The organism is Mycolicibacterium sp. XJ2546, from assembly GCF_053483195.1.
The window spans coordinates 479,809-497,889 of record NZ_JBEFRW010000003.1 but is presented as its reverse complement, the minus strand read 5'-3'; the positions used below and the strand labels follow the sequence as shown (position 1 = coordinate 497,889).

The 18,081-nt window shown below is 65.7% G+C and carries 16 protein-coding genes; 8 read left to right on the top strand and 8 right to left on the bottom strand.

What is annotated here, in order from left to right; translation table 11 throughout:
• Window positions 1–28: 28 nt before the first annotated feature.
• The 3 genes from ABQE44_RS08855 to ABQE44_RS08845 all read left to right on the top strand — a co-directional run bounded on the left by ABQE44_RS08855 (window position 29) and on the right by ABQE44_RS08845 (window position 2,275).
• The gene (locus ABQE44_RS08855; protein ID WP_448391384.1) at window positions 29–565 is read left to right on the top strand and encodes a DUF3000 domain-containing protein; all 537 of its coding nucleotides are present in this window, start codon (window positions 29–31) and stop codon (window positions 563–565) included.
• 2 nt (window positions 566–567) lie between these two features.
• Complete coding sequence (locus ABQE44_RS08850; protein ID WP_448391383.1) at window positions 568–1,824, top strand: HRDC domain-containing protein; 1,257 nt, start codon at window positions 568–570, stop codon at window positions 1,822–1,824.
• A gap of 250 nt (window positions 1,825–2,074) precedes the next feature.
• Window positions 2,075–2,275: a cold-shock protein gene (locus ABQE44_RS08845; RefSeq protein WP_448391127.1), complete on the top strand. Its 201-nt coding sequence runs from the start codon at window positions 2,075–2,077 to the stop codon at window positions 2,273–2,275.
• A gap of 251 nt (window positions 2,276–2,526) precedes the next feature.
• Here ABQE44_RS08845 and dxs read toward each other — a convergent pair whose 3' ends face one another.
• Both dxs and nhaA read right to left on the bottom strand, forming a co-directional pair.
• Window positions 2,527–4,437: a 1-deoxy-D-xylulose-5-phosphate synthase gene (gene dxs, locus ABQE44_RS08840; protein WP_448391126.1), complete on the bottom strand. Its 1,911-nt coding sequence runs from the start codon at window positions 4,435–4,437 to the stop codon at window positions 2,527–2,529.
• A gap of 28 nt (window positions 4,438–4,465) precedes the next feature.
• Window positions 4,466–5,806 carry a Na+/H+ antiporter NhaA gene (gene nhaA / locus ABQE44_RS08835; protein WP_448429248.1) on the bottom strand — a complete coding sequence of 447 codons (1,341 nt, stop codon included), beginning with the start codon at window positions 5,804–5,806 and terminating at the stop codon, window positions 4,466–4,468.
• Window positions 5,807–6,048: 242 nt separating this feature from the next.
• Here nhaA and ABQE44_RS08830 point away from each other — a divergent pair, with 242 nt between their 5' ends.
• From ABQE44_RS08830 to ABQE44_RS08815, 4 genes are all read left to right on the top strand, one after another.
• Window positions 6,049–7,314, top strand: a complete 1,266-nt coding sequence (locus ABQE44_RS08830) for a polysaccharide pyruvyl transferase family protein (RefSeq protein WP_448429193.1) — start codon at window positions 6,049–6,051, stop codon at window positions 7,312–7,314.
• 165 nt (window positions 7,315–7,479) lie between these two features.
• Entirely contained in the window at window positions 7,480–10,446 is a 2,967-nt protein-coding gene (locus tag ABQE44_RS08825) for a UPF0182 family protein (protein WP_448429246.1), read from the top strand.
• A 138-nt stretch (window positions 10,447–10,584) separates the two neighbouring features.
• Window positions 10,585–11,508 (top strand): ABC transporter ATP-binding protein, encoded by a 924-nt coding sequence (locus ABQE44_RS08820; protein WP_448429191.1) that lies wholly within the window; start codon window positions 10,585–10,587, stop codon window positions 11,506–11,508.
• Window positions 11,505–13,136 (top strand): efflux permease Rv1217c-related protein, encoded by a 1,632-nt coding sequence (locus ABQE44_RS08815; RefSeq protein WP_448429189.1) that lies wholly within the window; start codon window positions 11,505–11,507, stop codon window positions 13,134–13,136. The genes ABQE44_RS08820 and ABQE44_RS08815 overlap by 4 nt, the downstream gene beginning before the upstream one ends.
• 33 nt (window positions 13,137–13,169) lie before the next feature.
• On the opposite strand, the gene ABQE44_RS08810 is transcribed toward ABQE44_RS08815, so the two are convergent.
• From ABQE44_RS08810 to ABQE44_RS08800, 3 genes are read right to left on the bottom strand one after another with little or no spacing between them, the layout of a single operon-like run.
• Window positions 13,170–13,922 (bottom strand): Rv2686c family ABC transporter permease subunit, encoded by a 753-nt coding sequence (locus ABQE44_RS08810; RefSeq protein WP_448391120.1) that lies wholly within the window; start codon window positions 13,920–13,922, stop codon window positions 13,170–13,172.
• Window positions 13,919–14,629 carry a fluoroquinolone export ABC transporter permease subunit gene (locus ABQE44_RS08805; protein ID WP_448429187.1) on the bottom strand — a complete coding sequence of 237 codons (711 nt, stop codon included), beginning with the start codon at window positions 14,627–14,629 and terminating at the stop codon, window positions 13,919–13,921. The genes ABQE44_RS08810 and ABQE44_RS08805 overlap by 4 nt, the downstream gene beginning before the upstream one ends.
• Window positions 14,626–15,531 carry an ABC transporter ATP-binding protein gene (locus ABQE44_RS08800; protein ID WP_448391118.1) on the bottom strand — a complete coding sequence of 302 codons (906 nt, stop codon included), beginning with the start codon at window positions 15,529–15,531 and terminating at the stop codon, window positions 14,626–14,628. The genes ABQE44_RS08805 and ABQE44_RS08800 overlap by 4 nt, the downstream gene beginning before the upstream one ends.
• 174 nt (window positions 15,532–15,705) lie before the next feature.
• On the opposite strand from ABQE44_RS08800, the gene ABQE44_RS08795 reads away from it, so the two are divergent.
• Entirely contained in the window at window positions 15,706–16,104 is a 399-nt protein-coding gene (locus tag ABQE44_RS08795) for a GbsR/MarR family transcriptional regulator (RefSeq protein ID WP_448391381.1), read from the top strand.
• Here the strand turns inward: ABQE44_RS08795 and ABQE44_RS08790 are convergent.
• The 3 genes from ABQE44_RS08790 to ABQE44_RS08780 all read right to left on the bottom strand — a co-directional run bounded on the left by ABQE44_RS08790 (window position 16,091) and on the right by ABQE44_RS08780 (window position 18,070).
• On the bottom strand, window positions 16,091–16,933 hold the full coding sequence (locus ABQE44_RS08790; protein ID WP_448391117.1) for a class I SAM-dependent methyltransferase: 843 nt from the start codon (window positions 16,931–16,933) through the stop codon (window positions 16,091–16,093). The genes ABQE44_RS08795 and ABQE44_RS08790 overlap by 14 nt on opposite strands.
• A gap of 103 nt (window positions 16,934–17,036) precedes the next feature.
• On the bottom strand, window positions 17,037–17,513 hold the full coding sequence (locus ABQE44_RS08785) for an MSMEG_6728 family protein (protein ID WP_448391115.1): 477 nt from the start codon (window positions 17,511–17,513) through the stop codon (window positions 17,037–17,039).
• Between the two features lie 65 nt (window positions 17,514–17,578).
• Entirely contained in the window at window positions 17,579–18,070 is a 492-nt protein-coding gene (locus ABQE44_RS08780) for a hypothetical protein (RefSeq protein WP_448391114.1), read from the bottom strand.
• Window positions 18,071–18,081: the final 11 nt, after the last annotated feature.

The following is an 18,081-nucleotide window of genomic DNA, read 5'->3' as shown; positions in this document are numbered from 1 at the left end:
GGCCCAGTTCCGCGAAGCGGTGGCGGCGATGAACGCCACCACCGTCCGCTCGGAAATCGAGCTGGGCCCGATCCGCCCGCCGCAACGGCTGGCGCCGTTCAGCTATGCGCTGGGCGCGGAGGTCCGCCATCCCGAGACCGCAATCGTTCCAGAGCGCTCCGAGGGCGATGCGTTCGGCCGGCTGATCCTGCTGCACGATCCCGAGGGCGCCGACGCCTGGGACGGCACGATGCGGATGGTCGCCTACATCCAGGCCGATCTGGACCCCAGCGAGGCCGTCGACCCGCTGCTGCCCGAGGTGGCGTGGAGCTGGCTTCTCGACGCGTTGGCGGCGCGTGAGGAGCACGTCACCGCGCTGGGCGGCACGGTCACCGCGACCACGTCGGTGCGCTACGGCGACATCTCCGGGCCGCCGCGCGCGCATCAACTCGAACTGCGGGCGTCGTGGACCGCGACCACCCTGGATCTGAGGCCACACGTCGAGGCGTTCTGTGAAGTGCTCGAGCACGCCGCCGGCCTACCTCCGGCGGGGGTGACCGACCTGAACTCACGCACCCGCGCGTGACGATGACCGAGCCGCAAGAAGCAGACCCGGAGCAGGAACCAGAGGCCACGCCGCTGCTGGAACCGCGCGACGGTGTCCCGCAGCTAGCCGTCAGCCGCAGCGAAATCACTAGGGCAGCTGAGCTTCTGGACTCCGGCACCGGGCCGTTTGCGGTCGATGCCGAGCGTGCGTCCGGCTTTCGGTATTCCAACCGCGCCTATCTGGTGCAGATCCGTCGCGCCGGGGCCGGCACCGTGCTTATCGACCCGGTCAACCACGGCGGTGACCCGGTGAGCACGCTGGCGCCGGTGGCCGAGGTGCTCGGCACCGACGAGTGGGTGTTGCACGCCGCCGATCAGGACCTGCCATGTCTGGCCGAGATCGGCATGAAACCCCCAGCGCTGTACGACACCGAGTTGGCGGGCCGGTTGGCCGGTTTCGACAAGGTAAACCTCGCGGCGATGGTGCAGCGCCTGCTGAAAGTCCAGCTGATGAAGGGGCACGGTGCGGCGGACTGGTCGAAGCGGCCGCTGCCGCCCGAGTGGCTCAACTACGCCGCACTGGATGTCGAGGTGTTGCTCGACTTGCGTTACGCCATCGCAGAGTTGCTCGACGAGCAGCACAAAAGCGACTGGGCCGCTGAGGAATTCGAACATCTACGCAAGTACGAGGCGTCCCCGACACGGCGCGACCGTTGGCGTCGGACGTCGGGCATCCACAAGGTGCGCGATCCCCGTGCGCTGGCCGCCGTGCGCGAGATGTGGATCACCCGCGACCGCATCGCCCAGCGTCGCGACATCGCACCAGGCCGCATCCTGCCCGACTCCGCGATCATCAACGCCGCCACCGCTGACCCCGACACCGTCGAAAAGCTCACCGCGTTACCAATTTTCGGTGGCTCACGGCAACGCCGAAGCGCACAGGTCTGGCTGGACGCGCTGGCGCGCGCCCGCACCACCGAGGAGCCGCCGGACGCGCACGAGCCGTCGAACGGTCCGCCGCCGGCGTCGCGGTGGTCACGGCGCAAGCCCGAGGCCGCGGCCCGGCTCGAAACGGTGCGCGCTGGACTGACCGACCTGTCGCAACGGTTGTCGGTGCCGGCCGAGAACCTGCTCACCCCCGACGTGGTGCGCCGACTGTGCTGGGACTGGCGACCTCCCGAGAACCCCGACGACACCGCTGCCGTCGTCGACGCGTTCCTGCGCGACGCGCAGGCCCGGCCCTGGCAGCGGCACCTCGTCGTGCCGGTGTTGACCGCGGCGCTTACCGCCGCCCCGTAGCGCGCTGGATGTTACGAGCTGGCCGACATCCCGGCTTGGAGGCCGTCGGAGATAGCGCGGGAACAAGACTCGCCACTGTGTGGTTGAATTCTCTAGGTCGAAGTTTTAAGTGTTCGTGTTTCATGCACGCTCGCGCAGAACGTTGGCGCGGGCGTCTCTTTTCTCTTGCAGGTCAAGCCGAGAAGTAGCCGTCTGGTCAATCGGCCACCGGACCGCACAGCGCGGTCTGGAATCCTGACAAGGAGAAGAAATGACACAGGGAACTGTGAAGTGGTTCAACGCCGAGAAGGGTTTCGGCTTCATCGCACGCACTGACGGCCCCGACGTCTTCGTCCACTACTCCGAGATCGACGGTGGTGGCTTCCGGAGCCTCGAGGAGAACCAGCAGGTGGAGTTCGAGGTCACCCAGGGCGCCAAGGGCCCTCAGGCCAGCCGCGTTCGAGCAATCTGACGTAGTCACGGCATGAACTGAAGCCGTATCCGCGCAGCGCGCGGGTACGGCTTTATCAGTCGAGACACTCACCAGCTGCGCTTTTTCGGGTGAGCCTCGTCGCGCTGTCCGTCTTCGTGCCGCGCCTGCAACGACGTGCGCCCGACGACGTCGGAAGCGGGTACTAGCTCGCCGAGCGTGCGCAAAATCGGCCAAATGCTCGGGTGTCGGGTGCAGACGCGCACGCTCGCGCGATACGGCCCGCTAACGGCCTAGCTCTGCTCGCTGACCTCGTGCTCGGCTACGGCGCTGCCCTGGGCGGCCACCCATCCGGTGATCTGCCTGGCGATGTTGCGGTCGGTCAGCCCGACGTCGGCGAGCACCTCGCCGCGCGACGCCTGTTCGAAGAACTCCTGCGGCAAGCCGACGTCACGGCAGGGCACGTCGACCTCGGCGCGACGTAGCGCCGCCGAGACCGCCGAACCGATTCCGCCCCGCACGCCGTTGTCCTCGACGGTGACCACCAGCTTGTGCGCGGTGGCCAGCTCGGCGATGATCTCGGGCACCGGCAGCACCCAGCGCGGATCCACCACCGTCACCCCGATGCCCTGGCTACGCAGCAGCTCGGCGACCTTCAGCGCCATCGCCGCGAACGGCCCGACGGCCACCAGCAGCACATCCTCGGCCAGGCCGTCGGCGGGCACCGCGAGAATATCCACGCCGTCACGCCGCTTGAGCGCCGGAATATCCTCGCCCACATCACCTTTGGGAAAGCGAATGGCGGTGGGGCCGTCCTTGACGTCCAGCGCCTCGCCCAGCTCTTCGCGCAGCCGGGTGCCGTCGCGCGGCGCGGCCACCCGGATGCCCGGCACGATGCCCAGCATGGACAGATCCCACATGCCGTTGTGGCTGGCGCCGTCGGCCCCGGTGACCCCGGAGCGGTCCAGCACCATGGTCACCGGCAGCTTGTGCAACGCCACGTCCATCATGACCTGGTCGAACGCGCGGTTCAGGAACGTCGAATAGATCGCGACCACCGGGTGCATACCGCCCATCGCCAGACCGGCGGCCGAGGTCATCGCATGCTGTTCGGCGATGCCGACGTCGAAGAACCGGTCCGGGAAGCGTTGCCGGAACGGGGTCAGCCCCGTGGGCCCCGGCATCGCGGCGGTGATGGCCACGATGTCGCGGTGCCGGCTGGCATAACCGATCAGGGCTTCGGAAAACACCGAGGTCCATCCGGGTCCGGACACCGACGTGGCCAGCCCGGTCTCGGGGTCGATGACACCGCAGGCGTGCATCTGGTCGGCCTCGTCGTTCTCCGCGGGCGCATATCCCATGCCCTTGCGGGTGACGACGTGCACGACCACCGGCGCGTTGAAGCCCCGCGCGCTGCGCAGCGCCCGTTCCACCGCGTTCTCGTCATGGCCGTCGATCGGACCGACGTACTTGAGCCCCAGGTCGGTGAACATCTCCTGCGGCGACAGCGCGTCCTTGATCCCCGCCTTGATGCTGTGCATGCCCTGATAGCACAACTCGCCGATGACCGGCACCCGGCGCACCGCGTTGCGGCCCTCCTCGAGCATCCGCTCGTAGCCGGGCTGCAGGCGCAGCCGGGCTAGATGCTCAGCGAAGCCGCCGATGGTCGGGGCGTAGCTGCGGCCGTTGTCGTTGACGACGATCACGATCGGGCGCTGGGCCGCGGCGATGTTGTTCAGCGCCTCCCAGCACATCCCGCCGGTCAGCGCGCCGTCCCCGACGACGGCGACGACGCGCCGATTGCGGTAGCCGGAGATCTCGAACGCCTTGGCCAACCCGTCGGCGTAAGACAGCGCCGCACTGGCGTGGCTGGACTCGACCCAGTCGTGTTCGCTTTCCGCGCGGGACGGATAGCCCGACAACCCGCCCTTCTTGCGCAGCGTCTCGAAGTCACGGCTGCGACCGGTCAGCATCTTGTGCACATAGGACTGATGTCCGGTGTCAAAGACGATGGGGTCATGAGGCGAATCGAACACCCGATGCAGGGCCAGGGTGAGCTCCACCACGCCGAGATTGGGGCCGAGATGCCCGCCGGTTGCAGCCACCTTGTGGATCAGGAAATCGCGGATCTCCTGCGCTAGATCGCTTAGTTGCGCTTGCGAAAGGTGCTGCAGATCAGCGGGACCGCGGATCTGTTCAAGCATTCCGTCAGTGTACGCAGAGGGGCCGGGATCAGTCCTGTCGAGCCTGGTAGATGTCGGGCACACCGTCGTGGTCGGCGTCGGCGGTCTCCTGTTCGTGCACAGCCCGGTAATGGCGGTTGCGCAGCCGCAGTAGAACCGCTGCCAGCACCGCCGCGCACACCGATCCGGTCAGGACGCCGATTTTGACGAATTCGTCACGTTCGGACCCGAGGCCGTAGGCGAGGTCCCCGATCAGCAGCGACACGGTGAACCCGATGCCGGCCAGCAAGGCGATGCCGACCACGTCGATCCACCTGATGGCCTCGTCGAGGTTGGCTCGGGTGACCGAGGCCAGCACCCGCGTCGTCAAGAAGATGCCGACGGGCTTGCCGACCACCAGACCCAGCACGATGCCGAGCGTGATGGGATCCGTCAGCGCCCGGGTGAATCCCTCGACACCCCCGATGTACACCCCGGCGGCGAAGAATGCGAATACCGGAATTGCGAACCCTGCCGACAGCGGGCGCAGGCGGTGCTCGAAGTGCTCGGCGAGACCGGGCCCGGCCTGGGGTCCTCCACCCGCCGCCGAACGCATCACCGGCACGGTGAAGCCCAGCAGTACGCCGGCCACCGTGGCGTGCACGCCCGATTCGTGCATCAACACCCAGGTCGCCAGCGCGAGCGGCACCAGCAGCCACCACGACCGGATCCGGCGCTGCACGCACACCGCGAACAACACCAGCGGTACCGCAGCCGCCGCTAGCGCCAACCAGTTGATGCTCTCGGTGTAGAACACGGCGATCACCGACACCGCGAGCAGGTCGTCGACGACCGCGAGGGTCAACAGGAACGTGCGGAGCGCCGCCGGCAGATGCGTGGAGATGACCGCCAGCACTGCGACGGCAAAGGCGATGTCGGTTGCGGTCGGGATCGCCCAGCCCCGGGTGGCGCCGTCGCCCACGTGGGCGGTCACCGCGACGAAGATCAACGCCGGCGCCACCATCCCGCCGACGGCGGCCGCGATCGGCATCGCCGCCCGGGCGGGGTCACGCAGGTCGCCGGCCACGAACTCGCGTTTGAGCTCCAATCCGACTACGAAGAAGAACAGCGCGAGCAATCCATCGGCGGCCCAGGTGCCGACGGTGAGGTCCAGGTGCAGGCCGAACGGTTCGCCACCGATCTTGAGATCCCGCAGCGCGAAGTAGCTCTCCGACCACGGCGAGTTGGCCCAGACGAGAGCGACCGCAGCCGCGACCAACAGGATCGCCCCGCCGACCGTCTCCTTGCGCAGGATCGACGCAATGCGCTTGGTTTCCGCCCACGACCCGCGTGAGAGCAGCGTCGGCCGCGGAGGCCGGTGTGGCGCGTTGGCGGTCACGATGAATCCGATCTCTGGCGAGGGTCAACGAATGATCGCCGACCAGACTTCCCGGCACACCTGCCTCAACCTTATTGCATTGGCCGGGGCACTCATTGTGCAAGTGGGCTTGAACTCAATCGTCTAGCATCTGTGGCGGCGCGCCGGGAAGTCTGGTCGGCATCGATCTGCCCCAGCTACGAAATGGGTCACTCGATTCATGATGTTTTCGACTGAAGAGGTCGCCGGTGCGCGCAGCCACATCTCAGCCAGGTGTGACGCCAGCGCGCCCGCGCAATCGCCAAGAACTGATCTATCTCGTTGCGCCGGGCGGCAATCCGAACTATGGCGATGAGTTCATCCTACGCGCGTGGCTGCGCCACCTTGCCGTCGTTCGCCCGCACGCCGATGTCGTAGTCGACTGCCACACCCCCGGCCAAGCCGGCGTCCTTTTACAGGGCAGTCATCCGCGGATGACGTTCGTCGACACGATATGGCGGATCTGCTTCGAGACCGCCCACCTTGCTCCTTCCGAAGCCGCTGCCGTAGCGCAGGACGTCATCAAGAATCCGGGCCGGATGCCGCGGATCGTCTCGGGTATCGAGCTACTCGCCCGCGCCCACACCGTGCACCTTGTCGGCGGCGGCTATATCAACACGGTGTGGCCGCATCACGTAGCGCTGTTGGCCGCGGCCGCCGCGGCGGCCGATCGGTCCGGAGGGCGGGCGCTGGCCACCGGTCAAGGGCTGGTGCCGGTCGGGGAAAGCGAGCGGCTGGACCTGCTTCGCGAGTTGCAGTCCCGGTTCGCGATGTTCGACGTCCGTGACGCGCTGTCAGCCGATTCGCTTGCGGGTTCGAGTGGTTCGCACACATTCACCGGCGACGACGCATGGTTGGGAATCGGCGAGGACGATGTGTACGACGCCGTGTCAGAGGCCGCGCGGCGGCCCATCGTATTCTGCCTGCAATCCGATCTCATGGACGATTTTGCAGACGGCCAGGGCGTGGCCGGGCTCGCTCGTGCGATCACCGGGCTCATCGAGAACTGGGGCGTGGCGGGCCACGACGTCGCGGTCATCGAGGGCATTCCCGGCGCGGACCGCATCGTGTTCGACCGGGTGGCACACCTGTTGCCGGGCGCCATCTTCGTCCCGTTCACGACGGTCTGGAACGACGGCCTGCCTGCCAATGCGAACCAGATGTGGGTCAGTACCCGGTTTCACCCGCATCTGTTGGCCGCGGCGGCCGGAGCCAGCGGGTTGGCCCTGTCCGGACGCGCCGACTACTACCCGAACAAGCATCAGTCGCTCATCGAGGCGGGATCACGTTGGCAGACCGCGGACTCGGCGGCCTTGCCGCCCGCCCCAATTCGTGACGGTGGCTTCTCCCCCGAAGCGGTTATGCTGCACCGCGGCAGTAAAGCCGCCTTAGCCGCCGAGATCTATCCGCCCCAGCGCTCGGCGATGCGTTGGGCGCGCAGCAGCCTCCGCCTGACCATGCGCCGCCCGACGGGCACCCCGCCGTACCGGCAGGGCGGTTAGCACCAGCAGTAGGTGCCAACCACCCACCGACCGACCAACACAGGCCGGACATTACGGTGACGCGGGGCGGTGCCCTTGAAATCATCGGTCGGATACGGCCACGATGGTTCAAGCCGTCCGTTGGAATACGGACAACGCACTCGGTTTGGAGTACCGATGGGGCCGATGTCGACCGGCGATTCCCCGTCCGGCAAGCGCCCACCCCGCAAACCGCCACAGCTGAGCAGACGCTCACGGTTCGTGGTGATCGGTATCGCTGCTCTGGTCGTCGTCTTGCTGGTAGGGCCACGGTTTGTGGATCTCTACGTCGACTGGCTGTGGTACGGCGAGGTGGGATATCGCGGGGTCTGGATCACCGTGTTGATGACCCGCCTACTGACGTTCGCTGTGGTCGCCGCCGTGGTGGGCGGCAGCGTACTTCTGGCTATGGCAGTCGCCTACCGGTCGCGGCCGGTCTTTGCGCCGGTCAAAGGCGAGAACGACCCGATCGCGGCGTATCGCACCCTGGTGATGAGTCGGAGGCTGCGGGTGGCGTTCGGAGTCGCCGGCGCCGTCGGGCTGATATCAGGCTTGATCGCACAGACGAATTGGGCCACCGTTCAGCGGTTTCTCCACGGTGGTTCGTTCGGCGTCACCGATCTCGAATTCGGCCATGACATCGGGTTTTTTGTGTTCGACCTCCCGTTTTACCGTTCGGTGCTGAACTGGCTTTTCGTCGCCGTCTGCCTAGCGCTGGCGGCGAACCTGATGACGCACTACCTGTTCGGCGGTGTGCGGCTTGGCTCCGGCGAAGGTTTGCTCACCGCGGCAGCCCGCGTCCAGTTGGCAGTGCCCGCGGGAATCCTCATCCTGCTCAAAGCCGTCGCTTACTGGTTCGACCGATATGACTTACTGACCTCCTCGCGCAAGGAGCCGACGTTTCGAGGCGCCGGTTATACCGACATTCATGCGGTGTTACCCGCCAGGCTGGTGCTGTTGGCCATCGCGGTGCTGTGCGCCGCGTCCTTCTTCGCCGCGATCTTCCTGCGCGACATGCGGATACCAGCGATGGCCGCCGCGCTGCTGGTGCTGTCGTCGATGCTGGTCGGTGGAGGCTGGCCACTGTTGATGGAACAGTTCTCCGTGCGCCCCAACGCGGCCGACGTCGAGCGCCCGTACATCCAACGCAACATCGAAGCGACTCGGCAGGCTTTTCAGCTCGAAGACGACCAGCTCGAATACCGCCCGTACCCCGGCGTGGGAACCAAGAATCCACGTGACATTCCCGCCGACGTCACCACCATCGCCAACGTGCGGCTACTAGACCCGAACGTACTGTCACGGACTTTCACCCAGCAGCAGCAGCTCAAGAACTTCTACAGTTTCGCCGACGAACTCGATATTGACCGCTACCGCATCGACGGTGAACTCCAGGACTACATCGTCGGAGTTCGGGAGCTCTCGCCGGACAGCCTGACCGGGAACCAGACCGACTGGATCAACCGCCATACCGTCTATACGCATGGCAACGGGTTCGTCGCCGCCCCGGCGAATCGAGTGAACGCCGCGGTCGGGGACGCCGCTGAAGCGGCCGAAAGTAACAGCGGTTACCCGATTTACGCGGTCAGCGACATCGCGACGCAAGCCGCCGGCGATCAGGTCATACCCGTCGAACAACCGCGGATCTACTTCGGTGAGGTCATCGCTAGGTCAGCGCCGGACTACGCGATCGTCGGCGGTGCCATCGATTCCGCGCCGCGCGAATACGACACCGACACTTCGACCTACACCTACACCGGTGCCGGCGGGGTGCCGATCGGTAACTGGCTGAATCGCACGATATTCGCGGCGAAGTTCGCCGAGCGCAACATCTTGTTCTCCCGTGCCATCGGTTCGGAGTCGAAGGTCATCTTCCATCGCGATCCGCAACAACGGGTACAACGGGTGGCGCCGTGGCTGACGACCGACTCGAATTCCTATCCGGCCGTGGTTGACGGACGTATCGTGTGGATCGTCGATGCCTACACCACGCTCGACGACTATCCCTACGCTCAGCGTAGTTCGCTGGAAGGAGCCGTCACCACGGCCACCGGGGTCGTCCGTCCCGGCAAACAAGTTGCGTACGCGCGCAATTCGGTCAAAGCCGTCGTCGACGCCTACGACGGCACCGTGACGCTATATGAGTTCGACACCGAGGACCCCGTCCTCAAGACCTGGATGCGTGCTTTCCCGGACACTGTCACGCCCGAGCGCGACATCCCAGATGCACTGCGTACCCATTTCCGGTACCCCGAGGACATGTTCAAGGTGCAACGCGATCTGCTCGCGAAGTACCACGTAGACGAACCGCGAGAATTCTTCACCACCAATGCATTCTGGTCAGTTCCCAGCGATCCCACCAACGACGCCAACCCGACCCAACCGCCGTTCTACATTCTCGTGGGCGACGAGGAGACGACCCAACCGTCATTCCGACTCGCCACTGCGATGGTCGGCTACAACCGCGAGTTCTTGTCCGCATACATTTCGGCGGATTCCGACCCGGAAAACTACGGCAAGATCACGGTGCTGCAGTTGCCAACCGACACCCTCACCCAGGGACCGCAGCAGATACAGAACTCCATGATTTCGGACACCCGGGTGGCGTCGGAACGTACTCTGCTCGAACGCTCCAACCGCATCCACTACGGCAACCTGCTCACCTTACCGATCGCCGACGGCGGTGTGTTATATGTGGAACCGCTGTATACCGAACGGATTTCGACCAACCCCAACAGCTCGACGTTTCCGCAACTGTCTCGGGTACTGGTGAGCTTCCGGGAACCGGGCGCCGGCGGTGTGCGCGTCGGATATGCACCGACGCTCGCCGAGGCACTCGATCAGGTATTCGGGCCAGGAACCGGACGTGCGGCCACCGCACCGGGAGGTGACGCGGCGAGTGCGCCGGCGGCACCGCCTCCGGACCGGCCGGCCACGTCGCCCCCTGCCGAAGGTCCCACGCCGCAGCGACCACCCGATACAGCCACCCCACCGGGTGCCGGCACCCAGTCCCCGGAGACGGCCGCCGAACTGCGCGAGGCGTTGGCCGAGATCCGCGCTGCACTCGAACGGATGGAGAGCGCCGTCGACGCCATCGATTCCCCTAGCCCGTAAGCGCCTGCGACCCCGGCCGCAATACCGTCGGCCCGAACCATTGTCTGGCGGCGGGACACATTCACGAGTAGATTGCTCGACAGGTGCGCCGGGAAGCCTGGTCGGCTGTTGATGGTCGACGTCAGGAAAGGGACCCGGATGCACGGACTGCCCACCACGCCTGCGCGTGCGCAATCGCGACCTGCTGTTCAGATCGATGGCCTGACCAAACGTTTCGGGCGAATCGTCGCGGTCAGTGCCCTCGACCTGACCGTGCAGCGAGGTGAAGTGTTCGGATTTCTCGGTCCGAACGGGGCCGGGAAGTCGACGACGATTCGCATGATGCTCGGCCTCATCCGCCCTGACGCGGGACGGGTCGCCGTCCTCGGCACCGACGCCGCTGATGTCCGTCGGGCTCACGAATGTCTGGCGTATGTGCCTGCCGACGTCAGCCTCTGGCCGTTCCTCACCGGCGCGGAGATCCTGGAGTTGATGGCCAATCTGGGCCCACCGGTCGACCTCGAGTACCGGGCAGAACTCGTCGAACGCTTCGCGCTGGATCTCGACCGGCCGGCCAAAGCCTATTCCACCGGCAACCGGCAGAAGGTGGCGATCGTGGCGGCGTTCGCCACCAGGGCCCCGTTGCTAATTCTCGATGAACCCACCAGCGGCCTGGATCCGTTGATGGAAAGGGAGTTTCGGCGTTGCATCGACGAGGCCAAACAGCGGAACCAGACGGTGTTTCTGAGCTCTCACCAGCTCGCCGAGGTGGAGGCGGTGTGTGATCGGGTCGCCATCCTGCGCCTCGGCCGGCTCGTCGAGATCGACACCATCGCCGACCTTCGACGACTGCGCCGAACCGTCGTAGAGGTGTCGTATCAGCGTGCCGAACCACAGCTGGCGGATGTTCCGGGAGTCACCGACGTCGAGCGGCTCGGGGACAAGCGGCTGAGGTTCAATATGTTCGGCTCGCCGAGTTCTGCTCTGCGCGCCCTGGCTGCGGTCGAGATCACCAGCGTCGCGATGCGCGAGCCGAACCTCGAGGAGATCTTCCTCGACTACTACGGCGAGCTGTCGCGGTGACCACGGGAACGGTCGCCGCCAGGCATGCCGCGCCCGCACGGCCATCGCCGAGAAGTGCGACCACCAGGCTCGCCATCCGGCAGGTTCGTCGCGGCACTGTGATCGTGTTCGCAGTATGCGCCGGGATGTCGTTCCTTGTTGCCGCACAATACAAGTCGACATTCCAGGACGCGCTGGGCCCGGAAGCTCTCCGTGCACTGGCTGAAAACCCGGCCATCCGAGTGCTTTTCGGCACACCAATGGCACTCGACGACGCGGGCGGCTTCACTGTCTGGCGAACGGGCACTCCGCTGCTGGTGGTGGCCGGCGTGTGGATCATGCTCGCCGCTGTCCGCATCACTCGTGGCGAAGAGGATGCCGGACACTGGGACCTTTTGCTGGCCGGCACTCTTCGTGTCTCCGACGCGCTGCGAAGCTCCTTTCTCACACTTGCCGGCGGCGCGCTGGTGATCAGCGTCGGCGTTTGGGCCGCAATGCTGGCCGCCGGGACCGCCCCATCGGGCGCAACTCTCTACGCCGCTGGATTTCTCGGGGTGACACTGACCTTCGCTGCGGCCGGATTCGTGGCCGGCCAGCTGATGCCCAACAAGCCGATGGCCGTCGGCGCCGCAGTGGGGTTTCTCGGCGCCGCTCTCCTGGTGCGAATGACCACCGACGCGTCCGCGGCATTGTCCGGACTGGCTTGGATCAGTCCCTTCGGGCTCATCGCCCGAATAGCGCCGTTCGCGGACAACAGAATCGCTCCGCTTGCGGTGCTGGCCTGCTACCCCATCGTGTTGGGGGCCACAGCGATGGCCATCGCACGATCGCGGGACGTGGGACGCGGGCTGTGGTCAGTGTCGCTGAGCCGTGCGCCGCGCACGAGACTGCTCGGCTCGGTGGCGGGATTTGCAGTGCGGCGTACCCTGCGGTCAACGCTGGGCTGGGTCGCCGCGATCATGACGTACTTCGTGGTGATCGGCGCCACGATCGCGTCCATTCTCGAATTCTTCGAACAGAACCCGCGATTCGCCGAACTGGCCGCCGCCGCCGGCTTTGCCGGCCTTAGCTCTGCAGAGGGGTTCGCCGCCGCGCTGTTCGCGCTGTGCGCCATCGCGACCGGGATGTACGCCGCCACCAGAATCTCGGCGTTCGTGGCCGACGAGCAGGCACGGCGCTGCACGCTGTTGTTCGCCTCGCCCGTTTCTCGCGTGGGCCTATTGAGCGCAGAAGTCGCGGTAGTGGTATTCGGCGTTCTTGTTCTCCACGTCGCCGCGGCGGCCGGCATCATGGTCGGGGCCGCGGCGACGGGTGCGCCCCTTGCCTTTTCCGACGCGCTTGCCGGGGCGCTGAACGCCGCGCCGATCGCTGCTCTGGCGCTGGGCGCGGCAGTGCTCGCGACCGGATGGTCACCATCTGCGGTCACCGCCATCGGCGCTGTTCCGGTGGTCGGTGGGTTCCTGCTCGACGTCGTCTCCGAAAGCATGCACGCGCCGGGATGGCTACAAGAGGCGTCCCCCTTCGCACACGTGCGCCCGGTGCCTTTGGTGGCGCCCGGTTGGCCGGCGCTGGGGGTGCTGGTGACCATCGCCGTTGCCCTCGCTGCGGTTGGGATGGCGGGATATCGGCGCCGGGACCTGACATCCTGACCGCTTTGCTTCAGCGTTTCGACGCCAGAGTCGTCACGTGTTCTTGGCGACAAAGCGCTTGAAGAGCAGCCAGGCGATTGCAGCGTTGTAGGCGAGGCCGCAGACAAGGTACGGCCACCAGAGGGACCCTTCGCTGGCTGACCAGAAGGCCTTGGCCGCCCAGAACGGCGGCAAGACGCCGAACGCCAGTGCCCACGCCGAGTCGATGAACCAGGGCAGGCATGGAAGGCCGGCGATTAGCATGCCGAGTGCGCGGATCATTGCGATGCCCTGGATCTTGTTGCCCGCCAACGCAAGGATCAACAGCGTCGTGACGATCGCGGACAGCCCCGCCAGCAGTCCGATCGGCACCAGGGCGGGCACGAGTCCGGGTTCGAGCAATCCGCTGAACGACAGCGTCAACACGACGTAGAGCGTTGCCACCAACAGCACGGTGCCCGCACGGTAGCCGAAGAATATCGACAACGGCACCGGAGTCACCCGAAGCGCGGCCAAGGTGCCGGCGTCGACCTCGTCGAGCACCAGTAGCGCGGCCAGACCTCCGGCCACGATCACACTGGTCAGCAACAGAAATGCGGTCAGCACCAAGGGGTAGTACGGGACGAGGTCGAAGTCGTAGCGGTCAGTGAGCAACCCGGTGAACATCGGGGTGAGGACGGCGACGCTGACGGTCCAGATCACCGGCGCGACAACCACCATCACCAGCAGTGGATCGCGGTAGGTGCCGCGGATGTCGTTGCGTGCGAACGCTGCTACCGCCCGTCTCGACACGGACCGGCTGGTCATGTTCCCGACCTGGCCACGACGTACTTGCCGAAGAAGAACTTCGCTGCCGCACACATCGCCGCCACGGACACCAGTGGGTACCCCACCGCGTACACCGCCTGCCACGGCGTAAGGGTCAGCTGTCCGAATGCGTCGCCGAGCAGTAGCAGCGGACCGAGGGTGGGGATCGCGTACAGCACCGGATTCGCCCACACGCCAGAGAGGCTCAGCACCGGTAGACCGATCATCACGGCCAGCGGGACCGTGCCGAATATCACCCAGTCGCCGACTGAGGAGAACGGTAGGCAGGTGATGAAGCCGACCAGCAGCATCAGAACGGTGCCCAGGATCACGCCCACGATCATGGGAATCGGCCGATAGTCAAGACCGTGTGCCACCGAAACCACCACCACCGCCACCGACAGCGAAAGACCGGTTAGCAACGCTACTTTCGAAGTCAGATATTCCCAGAATCGCAGCGGCGTGGAGATGATGGCGCCCACCGTCCGCTCCTGTTTCTCGAAGAACACCGAACCGCCGATGAAGAAGAATCCGACGATGGCGATGTCGCCCAGCAGAATGTAGGGCTCGAATACCGGTCGCAGCCGGTGCGGCAACGGCAGCAAGACCGCCAGCCAGATGAGGCCGCTGAACACCCCCGCGTGCAAGAACTTCTGCCGGACTTGCAGCGTGAGCTCCAGACGGAACACGCTCGCCAGCCGGGTCACGTCAGCCGCCTTCCGGTGGCTTCGACGAACACGTCGTCGAGGGTCGCCTCCCGGCTGTGGATGGTCTCCACATGATGGTTTCGTAAGACGGCGTGAAACGCGGAATCCTCGGCCAGGCCGTCCATCCCGAACTCTGCGGTCTCGAGCGTTCCGTCTTGTCCCCGGTACTCGACGCGCACGCAACGCTGGCTGCGGGCGATCTTGAGCTCGGTCGGGGTGTCCATGGCAACGATGCGACCGTCCACCACGAACGCGACCCGGTCACAGAGCTCGTCGGCCACGCGCATGTCATGCGTGGTGAGAAAGATGGTGCGACCACGTGCCTTCAGGTCGAGCACGATGTCTTTGACTTTTCGCCCGTTGACGGGGTCGAGGCCGGATGTGGGCTCGTCGAGGAACAGCAACTCGGGATCGTTGAGCAGCGCGCGGGCGAACGTCAGCCGCATCTGCATGCCCTTTGAGTAGTTGCCGACTCGAACGTCAGCGTCGTCGGCCAACCCGACCGCATCGAGAAGTTGCATCGGGTCGAGCGTGTCGACGCCGTACAGGGACGCGAAGAACCGCAGGTTCTCCAGCCCGCTGAGCTTCTGATAGTGATTCGGCAACTCGAACGACACTCCGATGCGCTCGTAATAGTCGCGCCCCCAGGCTGCGGGCTCCCTCCCCCACACGGACACCTCGCCACCGTGACCGCTGAGCAGTCCGATGAGCAGCTTCTGCGTCGTGGACTTGCCCGCACCGCTCGGACCGAGGAACCCGAAGATCTCCCCCCGGTCGACGGTGAACTCCATTCCGCGGACCGCCGAAATGTCGGACTTCGGATACGTGAAGGTCAGCCCGCGCACGCTGATCACCTCAGTCGCCGTAGGACTGCCCTGTTTCGATGACAGAACGGATCGCATGCGATGCCTTCCGGGGTAGCAGGAACCAGGTTCCGACCAGACTTCCCGGAGCGCCGATTGCACTATACTGAATCTTCAGAAAATACTGAAGCTGTTTTGGGAGGCATGGTGGCTGAGCCGCCCGACCCTCGCGCCATTGCCGAGGAGCTGGCCCTTGTCCTGTCCACTCATGGGATGCAGCGCATGACCGCGCGGGTTCTTGCGGCGCTGGTGTTCACCGAGCAACCCACGATGACGATGGGCGAGCTCGCCGAGCAACTGCAGGCGAGTTCGGGCGGTATCTCCGGGGCATTGAAAATGCTTACCGGCGTGGGCGTCGTGGAACGCGTGCCCGCGCCCGGCAGTCGGCGCGATCACTATCGTCTGCGCGACGACGCCTGGGCTGTGCAATACACCAAACAGAACGAGGTGCTGTCGGGGGTTCTCGCGGCCGCGGAGGCCGGAATTGCCGCTACCGAGGACGGCAGCCCGGCCCGCCGACGCCTCACACAGATGCGAGATTTCTACACGTTCCTGCTGGAGGAGATTCCCGCCATGCTCGATCAGTGGCAGCAACGATTTACGGCGCGGTGAGCGGCTTGGCTTCGAACGCGAACCGGTTCACCACGGTGTAATTGCGGACCGGTGTCGCGGACAGCACCCTGTACGACAGCCGCGCTCCAGTTGTCGGAATCTTCTCGTATCCGGCGATCGTGGACGCCCGCTCGACAAAGCGCAGCCGCCGATTCCACCGCTGAATTTCGCGCGGGTTCCGGATGCCCCATTTGACGATGCCTGCCTGCAGAAGCTTCGACACCCGCGGGCCCAGCGGTGACAACGTGTCGAAGACCATCTCGCCGCCGCGGTCGAACCGCCCCGCGATACGGCACAGCAGCGCACGCACGTCGACTTCGGCCAGAAACATGAGCAGGCCTTCGGCAACCATCAGCACCGGTCGGTCCGCCGGTATCTGGTCCAGCCAACCCTCATCGGTCACCGATGAGCCGATCATTCGATACCCGTCGCCGTCGTCGTAGAGCTTGCGTCGCAATGCGATGACCTGCGGCTGGTCCACGTCGAACCACTGCACGGTTGCCGGCGGTTGAAGCCGAAATGCCCGAGTGTCCATCCCGCACCCGAGGTGCAGCACGACCGTATCCGGATGGCGAACGAGAAAGTCAGCGCTCCAGTCATCGAGCCGTTTGGCGCGCAGGGCAACCAGGTACTGGTTGAGCCCCGGCCGCACGTAACGATGTATTCGGGTCCAATCGTAATCGATTCGGTCGACCGCCTGTGCAGCCGCGGTATCCCCCAGAATCGGTCGCGGGGAGCGGCTTTCGAATGCCCGCAGGTACAACGTGCATAGGTTCGTCCACTCCACCGACTTCCAGGGCACATCGCTGAAATCGACCTTCGCCGTCATAGCTGCTCCTCTACTCGCGCTAGCGGACCGTGCGCGGAAGTCGCGAAAACCCAACACTCCGCTTGCCCCACTGTCCCCGCTCACGGCCGCGGGCGGCAACAGGTCAGCGGATCCGGCGCTCCCGGTCTGACTTGGGCCACACGTACGGCAAATCGTCGGGCACGTCGCCGAAGTGCACCCGGTAGTGGTCCGGGTCCTTACGCACCAGCGAGGACTGGTGGCTGCGATGAAACTCCGTATCGCCCAACCAGGGTGGCAATTCGGCGGCGCTGGCCAACTCCTGTTGGGTCCGCACCTCGGTCAGGCCGGTGCCCTGCTTCAGATCGGCGGCAAGGGTCGACGCACATGTGTCGGAGGCACCGGTCTCGCACCACACCGCGCAGATGTCGAGCCCGTAACGCACCAGGGCCTCCTCGTATCCCGCCCACATGGCAACGGCCGGATGGTGGCGCCAGCCGTAGCCCGGCACCGTCAGGCCCCGCAGGATCTGGATGGTCTCGACCCGCTGCTTACCGAGACGGCGTCGGTCGAGCACGCGCGCCGACGCGTCGAATCCCGAGTAGGGCAGGAACGTCTGCACGCCCCCAGGTACCCGACATGGCGCGGACCGAAACTCACTTCGGGCTCAACGCCGACCGGCGGGGTTCAGAACCAACCGCCGGCGGGACGAATCCCCTTGTACCAGTCCACGACTGCGCGTGACGTGCGATCGGCCTCGGCGTCGGAACGCACGAGCGCCATCGATGTGGTGAAGTCCTGAACCCCGTTCATCGAGCACTCGTAGCTGATCCGGAGCGCCAGGTCCCGCACCCAGTCGACCACCCGGACCCGCTTCCCGTCGCGGGTGTACCGCACATCGCAGACCACCAGCAGCCGCTGGGCTCCGATGGAGATGGCGGTGTCGGTGACAAAGTCGCAGATCTGGTTCTCGCTGGCCCTCTCCTGGCGTCTCGCGCGGCTGAAATGACCATCTGCGACAATCGAATCGATCAGCTCGTCATCGACGATGACGATGATCGACTCAGCGCTTTCGCCGTCGCTGACACCATGGCGGCGGAACTCCGCGGCCATGGACTCGTATAGCTCTGTCGCCTGACCGAAAACAATCGGCGACGAGCCGATCTCCCGGACTGCCAACTGAGACTCCA

Excerpts from the sequence above, each read along its gene's own strand:
- ABQE44_RS08845 (WP_448391127.1), top strand. The coding sequence starts at position 2,075 with ATGACACAGGGAACTGTGAAGTGGTTCAACGCCGAGAAGGGTTTCGGC.
- ABQE44_RS08800 (WP_448391118.1), bottom strand. The coding sequence starts at position 15,531 with ATGCGATCCGTTCTGTCATCGAAACAGGGCAGTCCTACGGCGACTGAG.
- dxs (WP_448391126.1), bottom strand. The coding sequence starts at position 4,437 with ATGCTTGAACAGATCCGCGGTCCCGCTGATCTGCAGCACCTTTCGCAA.
- ABQE44_RS08850 (WP_448391383.1), top strand. The coding sequence starts at position 568 with ATGACCGAGCCGCAAGAAGCAGACCCGGAGCAGGAACCAGAGGCCACG.
- ABQE44_RS08820 (WP_448429191.1), top strand. The coding sequence starts at position 10,585 with ATGCACGGACTGCCCACCACGCCTGCGCGTGCGCAATCGCGACCTGCT.
- ABQE44_RS08810 (WP_448391120.1), bottom strand. The coding sequence starts at position 13,922 with ATGACCAGCCGGTCCGTGTCGAGACGGGCGGTAGCAGCGTTCGCACGC.
- ABQE44_RS08855 (WP_448391384.1), top strand. The coding sequence starts at position 29 with ATGAACGCCACCACCGTCCGCTCGGAAATCGAGCTGGGCCCGATCCGC.
- ABQE44_RS08795 (WP_448391381.1), top strand. The coding sequence starts at position 15,706 with ATGCAGCGCATGACCGCGCGGGTTCTTGCGGCGCTGGTGTTCACCGAG.
- ABQE44_RS08825 (WP_448429246.1), top strand. The coding sequence starts at position 7,480 with ATGTCGACCGGCGATTCCCCGTCCGGCAAGCGCCCACCCCGCAAACCG.
- ABQE44_RS08790 (WP_448391117.1), bottom strand. The coding sequence starts at position 16,933 with ATGACGGCGAAGGTCGATTTCAGCGATGTGCCCTGGAAGTCGGTGGAG.